This window comes from Lachnospiraceae bacterium (assembly GCA_022794035.1).
Taxonomy (GTDB): domain Bacteria; phylum Bacillota; class Clostridia; order Lachnospirales; family Bianqueaceae; genus CALWPV01.
In genome coordinates, this window is record JAAWDX010000003.1 from 50,300 (window position 1) to 65,264 (window position 14,965).

Here is a 14,965-nt window from a genome sequence, read left to right on the forward strand (position 1 = left end):
CGCAGGGTCATTCCTTTTTTAATATTGAGATGAAAATAAGAGAAGTTGTGAGTGCTCAAAACAGCATGTATAAACAGATCATGCGCTATCAGAGCAGCCGGGAAGCTAAAAAAGCCAATGTATTTATTGTCGAAGGGGTACGAGCTGTAGAGGAGCTTTTATTGTCTCCGGAATGGAAAATAGAGAGTCTGTGGGTTTCACAGGAGCGCCTGCAGGAGGATGCCTTTTTTAGTGTATTGAAAGAGACTCTTCCGGAGAGCAGCACTGTGTATGTGCTGCCGTCTGCTCTGCTGTCAGATCTTGCGGATACACAGTCTCCGCAGGGAGTGCTGGCAGTTGTGAAGAGAAAAACTGTTAAACCAGAGGAGTTGTTCTCAGGCGCAGAGGCGGCGCCCCTTTACGTAGTACTGGAAAACCTGCAGGATCCGGGAAATCTGGGAACTATTTTGCGTACAGCGGACAGTGCGGGAGCTGCCGGGGTTTTATATACAAAAGGAACTGTGGATATTTATAATGCTAAGGTTGTGCGCGCAGCGATGGGGTCGCTGCTGCACATACCGGTCTGTGCGGTAGAGACGATTGAAGAAGCAGGAGCACTGCTGCATGCGCATCAGGTGAAGCTTCTGGGAGCGCATTTAAAGGCAGCCAGCTATCATTTTGAACAGGATCTGACAGGGCCGGTAGCCATTATGATCGGCAACGAAGGAGCAGGGCTATCTGTACGGGCAACCGAGCAGGCAGATGATCTGGTCAAGATTCCGATGCTGGGCAGGGCAGAATCACTCAACGCGGCGATGGCCGCCGGAATTCTGATGTATGAGACGGTGCGCCAGCGGCTGCAGGGCTAGAAGCTGTAAAACATGGCAGAAAAAGGGGCTGTATGAAAACAGCCCCTTTTTTTAAATGATGCAGGTTTATTTGGCGAAAAGCTCTGCCAGCTTTATGACGACCTGAACACTGGTCTCCATGTCTTCGATACAGGCAAATTCGAAATGACCATGGCAGTTTTGACTGCCGGTACCAAGATTAGGGCAGGGAAGGCCCATAAAGGAAAGCCGAGCGCCGTCAGTGCCACCGCGGATGGGCTGGATGTGGGGCTGAATACCCAGCTCCTCATACACCTTGATGACATGATCAATTAAGACCATATGCGGCTCAATCTGCTCTTTCATATTAAAATAGGAATCCTTTATGGTAAGGCAGATCGTACCTTCGCCGTATTTGTGATTGAGAAAATCAGCAATGCTTTGCATGAAAGCTTTTTTCTTTTCATATAATACAGTATCATGATCGCGGATGATGTATTTGAGCGTGGCATGCTCGACACTGCCGCTGATGCTAATTAAATGCGTAAAGCCTTCGCGGTTTTCGGTGTATTCCGGGCGTTCAAAGGTTGGCAGCATGCTTTGAAATTCCATGCCGATGAGCGCGGCATTGAGCATTTTATTTTTGGCGGAGCCGGGGTGGATGCTGAGGCCGGTGATTTCAACTACGGCAGAAGCGGCATTGAAGTTTTCATATTCTAATTCGCCGAGTGTACCGCCGTCCAAGGTGTATGCATAGTCAGCGCCGAATTTCTGAACGTCAAAATGGGCTACGCCCTGACCGACCTCTTCGTCAGGAGTAAAGCCGATCCGAATGGGGCCATGCAGGATCTGCGGATTCTGGATCAGAGCTTCAGCCGCCGTCATGATTTCGGCTATGCCGGCTTTATCATCGGCGCCTAAGAGGGTGATGCCGTCGGTAACGATGAGGCTTTTACCCTGATAAGCGGCTAAATTTTCAAATTCGGATGTGCGCATGACGATGTTTTTTTCGGTGTTTAGGACAATATCCCTGCCGTCGTAGGCTTCGATGATGCGGGGCTGGATATTGGCGCCGGGAGCATCGCAGGAGGTGTCCATATGAGCGACAAAGCCCAGAATGGGGCCGGTGTAGTTTTCGATCGTGGAGGGAATGGTGCCCATGACATAGCCGTATTCATCGCGGCAGGCATCGGTGATGCCGATGGACTTCATCTCTTCGACCAGTGAATCGGCGAAGGGCAGCTGTTTGTCGGGAGTGCTTGGAAAAGTAGCGGAATCCGGATCGGATGTAGTATCGATGCGGACATATTGTAAAAACCGTTTAGAAACGTGCATGGTAGAACCTCCTAAAAGTAGTTTGATATTTTGTATACTATCACAAAGCGCGGAGGTTGTCTACTTAAGAAGAGAGAAGTAATTTTTTTGGAATTAGCACTTGACAGTGGGTTGAGGCGTATGCTATACTAAAGTCCGCTTCGTTAGGAGCGTTTGCGGCCCGTTGGTCAAGCGGTTAAGACATCGCCCTTTCACGGCGGTAACGGGAGTTCGATTCTCCCACGGGTCATCTGGTGCCATAGCCAAGTGGTAAGGCAAAGGTCTGCAACACCTCTATCCCCAGTTCAAATCTGGGTGGCACCTCTTATTGTCCTCTCTGTATATTGGATGTATACGGAGAGGATTTTTATTTATATGCTGCGGCTCGCTGCTGTGTATGGGCTTGAGGGGAGTTTTGAGAAGAGAGATTCGGAGAATATAACGTACAAAGATCAGTTAAGGGGATGCTTTTAAGGCAATGATAACGGGCTAAATTGTGTGTTTTACCCAGTTATAAATTAAAAGTACTCTGCATTTTAACGGGGAAAAGTTTGATTTTCTCCGTTAAAATGCAGAACAAAGCATCATGACAACGGGTTACAGGAAGAGCAAGATACGTTCAAGGCTCAATCTGAGCGGGTTGGTAGCAGTGAATTACTGAATTACGCAGCAGGAGGCAGGGGCTGGACAAAATAGGAAAAAAGGTCTATAATCAATTCGGCGATGAAAGCCTGTATAAAAAAATTACAATTGTTACAGCATAATAATAAAACGATGGGAGTGTATCAAATGAGTGAAGCGATTGAAAATTGCAATCATGATTGTTCCAGCTGCAGCGCTAACTGCGAGTCACGGGATCCGAAAAGCTTTTTAGAAGCGCCTAATCCAAAAAGCAATGTTAAAAAGGTGATTGGCGTTGTCAGCGGCAAGGGCGGGGTAGGCAAGTCATTAGTCGCCAGTCTTTTGGCGAGCGGCCTGCAGAAGCAGGGAGTGCATACCGGCATTATGGATGCTGATATCACAGGTCCGTCGATTCCCAGAGCTTTTGGAATCCGCAGCAGAGCAACGGCAAATGATGACGGCCTGATTCCCGTTAAGAGTCAGGGCGGAGTCGATATTATGAGTATTAACCTGCTGCTGAATGGAGAAACGGACCCGGTTATTTGGCGCGGCCCTGTGATTGCAGGTACTGTAAAACAGTTCTGGACAGATGTCGTATGGGAGGATATCGACTGTCTGGTAGTGGATATGCCGCCAGGAACCGGTGATGTACCGCTGACCGTATTTCAGTCGCTGCCGATCGATGGTATTGTGATTGTCACATCTCCGCAGGATCTGGTTTCTATGATTGTCACCAAAGCGGTAAAGATGGCGGCTATGATGAATGTGCCGATTATCGGTATTGTAGAGAATATGAGCTATCTGGAGTGTCCTGACTGCGGAAAGAAAATTTCCGTATTCGGCGAGAGCCATGTGGAGGATATCGCGCAGAGAAATGGCCTGAAGGTGCTTGGGCGTCTGCCGATCGATCCTACAATTGCTGAGGCAGTAGATCATGGCGCGGTAGAAACCGTAAACGGCAACTGGCTGGATGAGGTCATAGAAGCAGTAAAGGCAATGCCTAATAAAGAATAAGGATTCATTTAAACTAAAGAAAACGCTCAGGAGAGGTACTTTACAGTGAAGTGCCTCTCCTTGTATTTTATGAATTATTCCTTGACAAAAGCGGCTATAGATCATAAAATCTTTTTTAGTTAGCATATGTTAACTAAGAGGGGTTTTCACACGGTTATTTGTGCCGAAGCGCCGCAAATAGCTTCTATTACAGGTGCAAATTTGATATTTGCGCCGTGCCCTCAGCATTAAAGTGCTTCGGAACGGAGAGTATGATGACATTAGATACATTAAAGCCCGGTCAATCCGGGATGATTGCGGCTGTAGGCGGAGAAGGAGCGCTGCGCCGCCGGCTGCTGGATATGGGGCTGACACCGGGGACAAGGGTAGCTGTTAAGAAAATGGCGCCGATGGGAGACCCGATTGAGCTGTCGCTACGGGGGTATTTGCTGAGTATCCGCAAGGAGGACGCGGCCAAAATTACGCTGAAGGAGGAGCTTTCGAGCCGATGAGTTATTTGTTTGCACTGGCAGGAAATCAGAACTGCGGCAAGACAACACTGTTTAATTGTTTAACCGGAAGCAATCAGCATGTAGGAAATTTTCCGGGTGTTACAGTCGAGAAAAAGGAAGGGCAGCTAAAGAATCACAAAGATGCCTATGTAGTGGATCTGCCGGGAATCTATTCGCTTTCGCCGTATACCTCGGAGGAAGTGGTAACGCGTGATTTTATTATTCAGCAGCATCCGGATGCTATTATCAATATCATTGATGCGACCAATATTGAGCGCAATTTGTATTTAAGTCTGCAGCTGATGGAGCTGGAGGTTCCGATGGTGATTGCACTTAATATGATGGATGAGGTCCGGGCCAGCGGCAACAGCATAAAAATAAAGCAACTGGCAGAACAGCTCGGCGTGCCGGTAATTCCGATCTCTGCCGCAAAGAATGAAGGGATTTCGGAGCTGGTGCATCAGGCACTGGATGTGGCTAAAAACCATCAGAAGCCGGAAAAAATGGACTTCTGCCATGGAGAAGTCCATGTGGCTGTGCATTCAATCGCGCATATTATTGAGGAAAAGGCGATGCAAAAAGGTCTGCCTCGCCGCTATGCGGCTACCAAGATGATCGAATGGGATATGCCGACGATGGCACTTTTGGAGCTGACCGAGAATGAAAAGCACATTATTGAGCATGTGGTGCAGAACATGGAGGAAAAGCTGGGGACCGACCGCGAAGCAGCGCTGGCAGATATGCGCTATAGCTATATTGAAACGGTCTGTCAAGCCTGCGTGCATAAGCAGGGAGAGACGAGGGAGCAGGTACGTTCGGAAAAAATGGATCGCTTGCTGACGCATAGAGTTCTGGGAATCCCGATTTTTCTGGGCGTGATGCTGTTGATCTTTTGGCTTACGTTTGATTTTTTGGGGGCACCGCTGCAGGACTGGCTCGGAATGGGCATCGACGCAGTTACCGATATGGTGGAAAAGGGCCTTGTTTCTTTGCAGGTGCAGCCATGGCTGCAATCGCTGATTGTGAATGGGATTTTTGTCGGTGTAGGAAGCGTGCTTTCCTTTTTGCCGATTATTGTGCTGCTCTTTTTCTTCCTTTCCCTTTTAGAGGACAGCGGATATATGGCCAGAGTGGCTTTTGTAATGGATAAGCTGTTGAGAAAGATTGGGCTTTCGGGCCGTTCCTTTGTGCCTATGCTGATCGGCTTTGGATGCAGCGTGCCGGCAATCATGGCTACGCGGACGCTTTCGAGTGACCGCGACAGAAAGATGACGATTTTGCTTACGCCGTTTATGTCCTGCAGTGCTAAGCTGCCTATTTATGGTATGATCACGGCGGCTTTCTTTCCGCATGCAGCAGCTCTGGTGATGATCGGTGTGTATGTGCTGGGCATTGTGGTTATGGTGCTCTCGGGGCTTCTTCTGAAAAATACCATTTATAAGGGCGATTCCGTTCCGTTTGTGATGGAGCTGCCGGCATATCGTTTCCCGAGCCCGAGGAGCGTTGTGCTGCATATGTGGCAAAAGGCTAAGGATTTTTTGCGCAAGGCATTTACGATTATCTTTGTGGCGTCGATTGTCATTTGGCTGCTGCAGAGCTTTAATTGGTCGCTGCAGTATGTAGAGGACGGCGCTAACAGTATCCTAGCTTCTGTTGGCAGTTTCATTGCGCCTGTTTTCAAGCCGATTGGATTTAGTGATTGGCGCGCGGCAACGGCTATCATCACAGGCTTTACCGCTAAAGAATCTGTGGTAAGCACGATGTCAGTATTGACAGGGGCGGCAAATGATGCTCAGCTTTCGCTGATTTTGTCGGAGATGTTTACAACAACAAGTTCGCTTTCGTTTTTAACGTTTACCATTTTGTATATGCCCTGTGTGGCCGCTTTTGCTGCCTCTAAACGGGAGATGGGGTCATGGAAAGGCGCAATTGGAAACGCTGTTTATCAGACGGCAGTCGCGTATTTGGCTGCACTTTTGGTGTATTTTGTGGCCGGTGTCTTGCTGGCACTTTGAGAAGAAAAGGATTTGTTATAAGGTTGTCAAAGAGTTTTAAGTGGAAGTGTTGCATAAGAAACAGAGTTATGCTAAAATAAATTCTGTAGGATATATACGAAGGCGATGTGTCTTGTTAGGAGGGCTTACGTGGGACAAGACCGAAGAGTCTGGAAGGGACTTGCTTCTTTTTTACAGCTCAGTTATCTGATTTTGATTCCGATCGTTCTATGCACTTTGCTGGGAAAATGGCTGGAAAGCAAATGGGATACCGGTGGAATTCTAATGGTTATTTTCATTTTGCTTGGGATTGCCGGCGGTCTCAGAAATCTTTATATGTGGTCAATTGCACAGGTGCGGATGAGTCAAAAAGAGCAGCAGCGCCGCGGATTTGATGAAGGAGATCAAAATCATGTTCGATGATAAGCTTTCTCTGTTTTGGCAATTGGCTTGGAAAATTCTGGTGATCTGTCTGCTGATTTTCGGAGTAGGTATATTTTTTGCAGATCCTTTGCCTTGGGGCCTAGGCTGCCTTTTAGGCGGCGGTTTTACCCTGATCAGACTGCGAATGATGCAAAGCTCCATAGAAAAGTCTGTTCAAATGGACGCGAAAAGAGCCTCCCGATATGCGAAGGCTCAATATATTTTGCGCTATTTTTTATCAGCAGCTGTGCTGGCAGCTTCAGCAATCCTTTCGTGGCTGAATCCAATCAGCACCGTTCTGGCCATGATCTCGCTCAAAGCGGCCACCTATATTCAGGGGATTTTGGATAAGAAATTCAGGCCGGAAGAGGAGTATCCCATTGTAGAATGGGAGGAGGAAGAGGACAGCGAAGACGAAGAGTGGGATCGCTGGCAGACCTATCATCGTAAAGCCGGAAAAAAATTAAAATACGAGCTGCGGCAGGGCGTGCTGAAAAAGCAGCCCGATGTGATTTCAAAAACAGAGGAGCCGCCGGCAGAGCCGGAAGAGGCTGATGGCCAGCTTTCTCTTTTTGATCAAGAGGATCCGCAGTAAAATCATAATGTTACATCATTGCAAGGCATGATAGTAGGAGGAAAGAATGAATCTTAACAGATTGCTTTGGCTGGCAGCGGCCGGCGAAGAGGAGATGGATTTTAATATCCATGTATTAAAACGAATTCAGATTGGTAATTTAGAGTTTGCTTTTACCAATTCTTTATGGTACGCCATGTGGATTTGTATTTTTTTGATCATCTTTGCCGTCATTGTTCATTTTAAACTGAAGAAGGTAGATCCGTTAAAACCGCCGAAGGGCTTTATGAATCTGCTGGAGATGGCAGTTGAGTTCCTGCATAAAAATACCATTGATACAATGGGAAAGCAGAATGCTGGCTTTACTTCTTTTTATGGCTGCTTTATGTTTTATATTTTGATATGCAATCTGGCCGGCATGCTGGTATGGTTCGTACCCAACGGCACAGGAGGAATTACCATCAGCTTTATGCGTCCGCCGACAGCCGATCTTGCTGTTACGCTGAGCATGGCGCTCATTACGTTCTTTATGACGCAGGGCTTTGCCATCAAGGCGAAGGGCGTCAAGGGGTGGCTGAAGGCGCTTACAGAGCCAGTTGCCTTATTAACACCTATCAACCTGATCGGTGAGGTAGCCAATCCGGTCTCGCTCAGCTTTCGTTTGATGGGCAATCTGCTGGCCGGTACGATCATCATGGGACTCATTTATGCGCTGCTTCCTTATATAGCCTATGTATTTACCCCACCGCTTCATTTCTATTTTGATTTGTTTGCCGGTGTGCTGCAGAGCTATATTTTTGTCATGCTCAGCATGATCTATGTGAGCGGTGCTATGGAATAAGTTCGGCAAAGCCGAACTTAACAAGAAGCTGGTGCTTCTTGCAGTATTGAAACTGGAAGCTAACGCTTCTTGTGGTATTGAAGTTGGAAGCTGACGCTTCTTGCAGTTATGATTTATTAGAATTTTGGGGCCATGCGGCCTTGAAAGAATATATGTTATGTTGCCGGCGCTGCCGGCTAAAAAACAAGGAGGATAAATAATATGGCAGAGTATAGTTTGGAACAGGGCGCAGCGTTGATTTTGGGATGTTCTGCAATCGGTGCGGGTATTGCAATGATCGCAGGTCTGGGACCTGGTATTGGTCAGGGTTTTGCCGCTGGTAAAGGAGCAGAGGGTGTGTCTCGTCAGCCTGGTGCTGCCGGTACGATCACCAGAACGATGCTGATGGGTGCTGCTGTTGCGGAAACCACCGGTATTTACAGCTTGTTTATTGCCATCATGCTGGTATTTGCGAATCCGCTGGTATCAAAATATATGAATTTGTTTAAATAAGACGTTTGGAGGAAATCAGAATGCTTCAAACCATATGGCTGGCGGTGGAGGATTCGTATATCATCGACTTTGAGGCCTTGCCTTTGCAGATGCTTTTTCATGCGATCATGATTCTGATCATGTTTTTTGTGCTGGGCAAACTGGTGTTTAAGCCGGTTTTGAATATATTGCAGAAGCGCCGGGAGGCAATTCAGAGCAATATCGACAGTGCAGAGACGCAGAAAAAAGAAGCGCAGCTTTTGAAAGAAGAATATGAGGCAAAGCTGGGCGGAGTTATGAAGGAACGTGAGGACATCCTGGCAAAGACACATAAAGATGCATTACAAAAAGAGGCGGCGATCGTAGAGCAGGCGCATGGCGAGGCGAATCGGATCAGGGAAAGAGCGCAGCGTGATATTACGCAGGAGCGCGATAAAATGAGAGATGAGCTGAAGCAGGAAACGGTGCAGCTTGCATCGGCTATGGCAGAAAAGCTGATGCAGCATTCTACTACGCCGGAGGATCAAAAACGTCTTCTGGATCAGGCTGTAAAGGAAATGGAGGAGGCAGATTGGCGTCAATAATCGCAAAGCGATATGCAAAGGCGCTGTTTGATCTGGCTCAGGACCAGAAAAATCTGGAGGCCATGCAGGCTGATGTAAGCTGGGTTAAGCAGACTTTTGAAAGTCAGCCCCAATTGGAGAATATGCTGCTGCTTCCCAATATGCCAAAGGAAGAGAAGAAGCAGGTGCTTAAAGCGATTGCAGATGGCAGCGTTTCGGAGCCTATGCTGGGGCTTTTATATTTATTGGTTGATAAGGGGCGGATCCTATATCTGCCTGAGATTTTGAAGGAATACCAAAGGCTTTATCAGGAAGAAACAAGAGTGGCCGAGGTCAGTGTGAAAAGCGCGGCTGCACTAACGCAGGAGGATGAAAGTCAGATTCGGACAGCGCTGGAAAAGGCGCTTAAGCGGCAGGTGATCCTGCATGCAGAGGTCAGTCCTGAGTTAATCGGCGGGCTTGTAGTACGAGTCGGTGATCAGGTTTTTGATAATTCTCTTCGCACAAAGCTTCAAAATATGAAAAAGGACTTACTTCAAAAGAAGATTAGTCAGGAGGTAGCAAGGTGAGTTTACGACCAGAAGAGATTAGCGCCATTATACGCAAAGAGATCGAAGACTACAGCAATCAGGCCACGATGGATGAAGTCGGCACGATTTTGGAAGTCGGCGATGGAATTGCACGTATTTTTGGCCTTGCCAATGCCATGGCCGGCGAGTTGCTTGAACTGCCTGGCGGCATCATGGGGATGGTGCTTAATTTAGAGGAAGATAATGTCGGCGCCGTACTGCTCGGCGATGACAGTAATATTAAAGAAGGAGATCTGGTAAAGCGTACGGGTCGTGTGGCAGAAGTGCCGGTCGGCGATAGTATGATCGGGCGTGTTGTCAATGCACTGGGACAGCCGATTGACGGCAAGGGTCCGATTTTGACGGATAAGACCAGACCGGTAGAACGTGTCGCCCATGGCGTATTGGAAAGAAAATCTGTAGATACGCCTTTGCAGACAGGTATCAAGGCAATTGATTCTATGGTACCGATTGGGCGCGGTCAGCGCGAGCTGATCATTGGCGATAGGCAAACAGGCAAGACGGCGATTGCACTGGATGCGATCATCAATCAACGAGGAAAAGATGTGCTCTGTATTTATGTGGCGATTGGTCAGAAGGCCAGTACCGTTGCGCAGCTGGTGAAAAATCTGGAAGAGCACGGAGCCATGGACTATACCACCGTGGTAGCAGCTACCGCCAGCGAGCTGGCGCCGCTGCAGTATCTGGCGCCTTACAGCGGATGCGCCATCGGCGAAGAATGGATGGAGGCCGGCAAGGATGTTTTGGTAGTCTATGATGATTTATCCAAGCATGCGGTGGCCTATCGTGCAATGTCCCTGCTGTTAAAGCGTCCGCCGGGACGTGAAGCGTATCCGGGTGATGTGTTCTATCTGCATTCCCGGCTGCTGGAAAGAGCCTCAAAATTGAGTGATGAGCTGGGAGGCGGTTCTCTGACAGCCCTGCCGATTATTGAGACGCAGGCCGGTGATGTATCTGCTTATATTCCGACCAATGTCATTTCCATCACGGATGGACAGATTTATTTGGAGACGCAGCTTTTCAATCAGGGTGTGCGTCCGGCAATCAATGCAGGACTCTCCGTTTCTCGTGTAGGCGGCGCGGCGCAGATTAAAGCGATGAAAAAGGTGTCCGGCTCGCTGCGTGTTGAGCTGGCGCAGTACCGCGAGCTAGAGTCATTTTCTCAGTTTGGCTCTGAACTGGATCAGGATACGCTGAGCCGTCTGGAGCATGGTAAGCGGATTGTAGAAGTGCTTAAGCAGCCGCAGTATCAGCCGATGTCGGTCGAGCATCAGGTCATCACGTTGTATGCCATGACCAAACGATATTTGGAAGAGGTGCCGGTTGAGCAGATTCTGGAGTTTGAAAAGGGCCTGCGGGCGTATTGTGATGAGCAGTATCCACGCATTGGTCAGAGTATTGTGAAAGAAAAGGTGCTCACTCCGGAAACGGAACAGGAGCTGCAGCAGGCCATAGAGGCTTATCGAAATCAGTTTTTAAAAGGATGAGATGCATCATAAAAACAGAAGGAGGTAAGCATGGCTAATACCAGAGAGATTCAGCTCCGGATTCGCAGTATTTCCGGAACGCAGCAAATCACCAGAGCAATGAAGCTGGTATCCACGGCCAAGCTTCAAAAGATCCGCGGCATTGCCGAAGAGGGACGTCCATACTTTAAAAGAGTCTATCAGACGGTGTGTTCCATCTTGCAGGCATCTACGGAGGATGTGAGTGCACTGGCAGGCTTTTCAGCACCGGCTGGCGCCGAAAATATGCCGATGGCTTATGTGCTGATCACGTCTGATCGCGGACTGGCAGGAGGGTATAATGCAAATATTTGCCGCCTGCTGGAGAATGAAATCACAGATAAAGAGCAGGCTCTGATCATTACGATTGGTAAGCGCGGAAAAGAATATTTTGAGCGCAGAGGATATCGGGTGGATGCTCATTTTGATCAGGATGGAGAAGCGCCGCAGATGGCAGAGATCAATCGGATCTCCCGCTATGTGATGGGGCTTTATACGGAAGGCAAGGTAAGCGGCGTGCGCGTTGCCTATACAGCCTTTCAGAATACGTTGACCCAGATTCCGCAGCTTATGCAGCTGTTTCCTCTTAATCGAGAGGATTTTCAGGCAGAGGAAGATCTGGTCTCTATGAATTATGAGCCGGGAGCAGAGGAGGTAATGGCGAGGATTATGCCGTTATATATCTCCGGTGTACTGCATGGCGCGTTAGCAGAAGCGGCTGCCAGCGAGCAGGGAGCGCGTATGACCGCTATGGATGCCGCTACGGACAATGCAGGGGATATCATCGACCGTTTAACGCTCCAGTATAACCGGGCCAGACAAGGACATATTACGCAGGAGCTGACGGAAATTATCAATGGCGCTGCGGCGTTAGAATAGGAGAAAACCAATATGCACGGTAAAATTTTGCAGATTATTGGTGCAGTGCTGGATATCCAGTTCAGTCCGGAGCATTTGCCGGCGCTGTATCATGCGATCGAAATTCCTAAACCGGATGGGACCAAGCTGATTGCCGAAGTGGCGCAGCACCCCGGTGATGATGTAGTTCGCTGTATCTCCATGGGCTCTACCGATGGGTTGCAGCGCGGCATGGAAGCGATCGATACCGGACGCCCCATTACGGTGCCGGTTGGCACAGCAACGCTGGGCAGACTCTTTAATGTAACAGGAGAGCCGATCGACGGAAAGCCGGTAGCAGGGGATGTGGAGCGCTGGTCAATCCATCGCAAGGCTCCGGAATTTGTGGAGCAATCGACAGAAACCGAGATTTTAGAGACAGGAATCAAGGTTGTCGATCTTCTGTGTCCGTATTCTAAGGGCGGAAAAATCGGTCTGTTCGGTGGAGCCGGCGTAGGCAAGACGGTGCTCATCATGGAGCTGATCCGTAATATTGCCACGGAGCACGGAGGATTTTCTGTGTTTACAGGCGTAGGAGAAAGAACCCGTGAGGGAAATGATTTATATTATGAAATGAAGGAATCTGGCGTATTAGATAAAACAACGCTGGTATTCGGACAGATGAACGAGCCGCCGGGAGCACGTATGCGCGTAGGACTGACAGGTCTGACAATGGCAGAGTATTTTCGTGATCAGAGCGGACAGGATGTGCTTTTATTCATTGATAATATTTTCCGTTTTATTCAGGCAGGCTCCGAGGTGTCCGCGCTCTTGGGCCGTATGCCGTCAGCAGTAGGATATCAGCCGACATTGGCGAACGAGGTAGGAGCGCTGCAGGAGCGGATTACCTCAACTAAAAATGGGTCAGTTACTTCCATTCAGGCTGTATATGTGCCGGCCGATGACTTTACAGATCCGGCGCCGGCAACGACCTTTGCTCATTTGGATGCAACGACGGCACTTTCCCGTTCTATTGCAGAGCTGGGAATCTATCCGGCTGTGGATCCGCTGACTTCTACTTCCAGAATTTTGGATCCAAAGGTGATCGGTGAACAGCATTATGAGACGGCCCGCAGTGTACAGGCCATTTTACAGCGCTATAATGAGCTGCAGGATATCATTGCCATTTTGGGTATGGATGAGCTTTCAGAAGAGGATAAGCTAACAGTAAGCCGTGCCAGAAAGGTGCAGCGTTTTCTGTCGCAGCCCTTCCATGTAGCGGAGAACTTTACGGGACAGGCCGGCGTGTATGTGCCGCTGTCTGAAACGATCCGAGGCTTCCGTGAGATTTTGGAAGGAAAGCATGATGATATTCCGGAAAGTGCGTTCCTGATGGCAGGTACGATCGATGAAGTTGTGAAAAAAGCGAAGGGATGAGCCTAATGGCAGAGCAGTTTAAGTTGCGAATTATAACGCCAGAGCGAATCTTCTATGAAGGCGATGTGGAAATGATCGTTTTTCAGTCTGTTGAAGGGGAGCTGGGAGTTTTAGCGGGACACATTCCGCTTACAACGGTGATTGACTCTACGGTGTTTTATTTGAAGCATACGATGGAGGAGCCGCAGAAAATGGCAGCTGTCCATGAGGGATTTGTTCAGATTTTACCAGATGAGGTAACAGTCCTTACGGAGTCTGCGGAATGGCCGGAGGAGATTGATGCAGAGCGGGCGAAGGCGGCGAAGGAACGGGCGGAGAAACGCCTGGAGCAGAAAAGCGAGAATCGTGATCTGGATTTGCGCCGTGCGCAGCTGGCTTTGATGCGCTCTCTGACGAGACTGGAGCTGAAGCGGTAGAGGAATCTGTTGAAAAGGCACCATCGAGAGAGATGGTGCTGTTTTTTAGAAAGGGAAGTTTGCATGTATGCAGTGGAAATGATGCGTATGGCGGAGCGGTTTTCGCTGAGCAATCTGACGCCGGGCCTTACGCTAAAGGATCGCTGGATTTGGCATTCGGATTTGAACCGGCCGGCGCTGCAGCTGACGGGATATTATGAATATTTTGATGCGGAGCGGGTGCAGCTGATTGGAAATGTGGAGTATTCTTATCTGATATCGCTTAGTCCGCAGGATCGCAGGAATGTGTTTGAAAGACTGTTTGCAACGGATATTCCCTGTCTGATTGTCTGCAGAGGGCTGGGAAAGATGTTTGAAAAATCGATTCTGGAATTGGCAGAGAGTCATGATATTCCGATACTGAGCACAGAACAGGCGACGACGAGCTTTTCGGCGGATCTTACACAGTTTTTGCGGATGGAGCTTGCGCCCAGAATTTCGCTGCATGGCGTGATGGTGGACTGCTTTGGCGAGGGCGTTCTGATCATGGGGGAAAGCGGGATCGGCAAAAGTGAGACGGCGCTGGAGCTGGTGCAGCGCGGGCACCGACTGGTAGCAGATGATGTGGTGGAAATCCGAAAAATCTCGGATGCAGAGCTGATGGCGCAGGGATCAGAGGTTATTCAGAACTTGATTGAGCTTCGCGGTATTGGGGTACTGAACGTGAAGGAGCTGTATGGCGTGCAGTCGATCCGCATGAATAAATCGATTGATATGGTGATTAAGCTAGAGCCATGGGACCGCGAGAGACAGTATGATCGCATGGGGCTGGAAGTTGAAACCATTGACATTTTGGGCACGGATGTGGTATGCTATTCAATACCAATACGTCCCGGAAGAAACTTGGCCATCATCATTGAATCGGCGGCGCTGAACCATCGGCAGAAGAAGATGGGGTATAGTGCAGCAGAGGAGCTCAGAGAGCGGGTGAATGGCAATATTCGAAGGAGAAGGCAGGAGCGTGAGCTGCAGAAGCAGCAGAGCTTGAAGGAACAAAAGGAAAGCCCGGAAAAGTAAAAGGGCGGAAAG

The 14,965-nt window shown here is 48.9% G+C and carries 16 protein-coding genes and 2 tRNA genes; 17 read left to right on the plus strand and 1 reads right to left on the minus strand.

All coding sequences use genetic code 11. From position 1 onward, the window contains the following. The first annotated feature begins 29 nt into the window (after positions 1-29). Positions 30-848 (plus strand): RNA methyltransferase, encoded by an 819-nt coding sequence (locus tag HFE64_01905; GenBank protein MCI8632224.1) that lies wholly within the window; start codon positions 30-32, stop codon positions 846-848. Positions 849-914: 66 nt separating this feature from the next. On the opposite strand, the gene pepT is transcribed toward HFE64_01905, so the two are convergent. Next, complete coding sequence (gene pepT / locus HFE64_01910; GenBank protein ID MCI8632225.1) at positions 915-2,141, minus strand: peptidase T; 1,227 nt, start codon at positions 2,139-2,141, stop codon at positions 915-917. 157 nt (positions 2,142-2,298) lie between these two features. Here pepT and HFE64_01915 point away from each other — a divergent pair. The 16 genes from HFE64_01915 (at position 2,299) to hprK (ending at position 14,953) form a co-directional block, all read left to right on the plus strand. Continuing rightward, positions 2,299-2,370: transfer RNA gene (locus HFE64_01915), tRNA-Glu, on the plus strand. Positions 2,371-2,373: 3 nt separating this feature from the next. Continuing rightward, positions 2,374-2,444 (plus strand) — tRNA-Cys (locus HFE64_01920). A gap of 477 nt (positions 2,445-2,921) precedes the next feature. After that, a complete protein-coding gene (locus tag HFE64_01925; GenBank protein MCI8632226.1) occupies positions 2,922-3,755 on the plus strand; it encodes an Mrp/NBP35 family ATP-binding protein in 834 nt (277 codons plus the stop codon). A 254-nt stretch (positions 3,756-4,009) separates the two neighbouring features. Beyond that, on the plus strand, positions 4,010-4,246 hold the full coding sequence (locus HFE64_01930) for a ferrous iron transport protein A (protein ID MCI8632227.1): 237 nt from the start codon (positions 4,010-4,012) through the stop codon (positions 4,244-4,246). Then, positions 4,243-6,261, plus strand: a complete 2,019-nt coding sequence (gene feoB, locus HFE64_01935; protein MCI8632228.1) for a ferrous iron transport protein B — start codon at positions 4,243-4,245, stop codon at positions 6,259-6,261. The genes HFE64_01930 and feoB overlap by 4 nt, the downstream gene beginning before the upstream one ends. 129 nt (positions 6,262-6,390) lie before the next feature. Next, the gene (locus HFE64_01940; protein MCI8632229.1) at positions 6,391-6,663 is read left to right on the plus strand and encodes an AtpZ/AtpI family protein; all 273 of its coding nucleotides are present in this window, start codon (positions 6,391-6,393) and stop codon (positions 6,661-6,663) included. Then, positions 6,635-7,258 (plus strand): hypothetical protein, encoded by a 624-nt coding sequence (locus HFE64_01945; GenBank protein ID MCI8632230.1) that lies wholly within the window; start codon positions 6,635-6,637, stop codon positions 7,256-7,258. Before HFE64_01940 ends, HFE64_01945 begins: the two co-directional genes overlap by 29 nt. Before the next feature lie 46 nt (positions 7,259-7,304). Further along, positions 7,305-8,078: a F0F1 ATP synthase subunit A gene (atpB, locus tag HFE64_01950; protein MCI8632231.1), complete on the plus strand. Its 774-nt coding sequence runs from the start codon at positions 7,305-7,307 to the stop codon at positions 8,076-8,078. 201 nt (positions 8,079-8,279) lie between these two features. Beyond that, positions 8,280-8,570, plus strand: a complete 291-nt coding sequence (gene atpE, locus HFE64_01955) for an ATP synthase F0 subunit C (protein ID MCI8632232.1) — start codon at positions 8,280-8,282, stop codon at positions 8,568-8,570. Between the two features lie 20 nt (positions 8,571-8,590). Continuing rightward, positions 8,591-9,133 (plus strand): F0F1 ATP synthase subunit B, encoded by a 543-nt coding sequence (gene atpF, locus HFE64_01960; GenBank protein ID MCI8632233.1) that lies wholly within the window; start codon positions 8,591-8,593, stop codon positions 9,131-9,133. After that, on the plus strand, positions 9,121-9,681 hold the full coding sequence (locus tag HFE64_01965) for a F0F1 ATP synthase subunit delta (protein ID MCI8632234.1): 561 nt from the start codon (positions 9,121-9,123) through the stop codon (positions 9,679-9,681). The genes atpF and HFE64_01965 overlap by 13 nt, the downstream gene beginning before the upstream one ends. Beyond that, positions 9,678-11,189, plus strand: a complete 1,512-nt coding sequence (locus HFE64_01970; GenBank protein ID MCI8632235.1) for a F0F1 ATP synthase subunit alpha — start codon at positions 9,678-9,680, stop codon at positions 11,187-11,189. Before HFE64_01965 ends, HFE64_01970 begins: the two co-directional genes overlap by 4 nt. A gap of 30 nt (positions 11,190-11,219) precedes the next feature. Continuing rightward, positions 11,220-12,086: an ATP synthase F1 subunit gamma gene (atpG, locus tag HFE64_01975; protein ID MCI8632236.1), complete on the plus strand. Its 867-nt coding sequence runs from the start codon at positions 11,220-11,222 to the stop codon at positions 12,084-12,086. 12 nt (positions 12,087-12,098) lie between these two features. Continuing rightward, positions 12,099-13,481: a F0F1 ATP synthase subunit beta gene (gene atpD, locus HFE64_01980; GenBank protein MCI8632237.1), complete on the plus strand. Its 1,383-nt coding sequence runs from the start codon at positions 12,099-12,101 to the stop codon at positions 13,479-13,481. 5 nt (positions 13,482-13,486) lie between these two features. Continuing rightward, positions 13,487-13,897 (plus strand): ATP synthase F1 subunit epsilon, encoded by a 411-nt coding sequence (gene atpC / locus HFE64_01985; protein ID MCI8632238.1) that lies wholly within the window; start codon positions 13,487-13,489, stop codon positions 13,895-13,897. A gap of 63 nt (positions 13,898-13,960) precedes the next feature. Next, complete coding sequence (gene hprK / locus HFE64_01990) at positions 13,961-14,953, plus strand: HPr(Ser) kinase/phosphatase (protein ID MCI8632239.1); 993 nt, start codon at positions 13,961-13,963, stop codon at positions 14,951-14,953. Positions 14,954-14,965: the final 12 nt, after the last annotated feature.